We start from the raw sequence: 295 nt of genomic DNA, 5'->3' as shown, positions 1-295 counted from the left end.
TCGGGATAACAAAGGCACCGAGATAAAATGAGCGGATATAAGAGCGAGAACACCGTCGCAACCAAAGGCGGCAAGCTTTTTGAGCACTACTGTGATTCGAAGGGCTGCAAAGCGTGGGGTTCGTTTGGCTACAAGACGGCCTTTGGACAGCTCTGGTTTTGCCGTGAGCATAAACAGGAAGGCGAAGACGCGCTGGCTGGCAGAAAGAAATAGGCGCTCGTTCACAGGCGCCCGTTGGAATTACCTTCCAGTCTTGCATCCTTTGCCGGTACGGCAGTGACTTTCTGGCTTCCAG

The 295-nt window shown here is 53.2% G+C and carries 1 protein-coding gene; it reads right to left on the bottom strand.

Translation table 11 applies throughout. The features are described from left to right. Positions 1-225 (bottom strand): hypothetical protein (locus HWD97_RS24320; RefSeq protein WP_371835819.1); only part of this gene is annotated, 225 nt, incomplete at its 3' end. Positions 226-295 lie beyond the last annotated feature (70 nt).

This window comes from Ochrobactrum sp. C6C9 (genome assembly GCF_022627935.1).
Taxonomy (GTDB): domain Bacteria; phylum Pseudomonadota; class Alphaproteobacteria; order Rhizobiales; family Rhizobiaceae; genus Brucella; species Brucella teleogrylli.
This window is presented reverse-complemented; position numbering and strand designations above follow the sequence as displayed.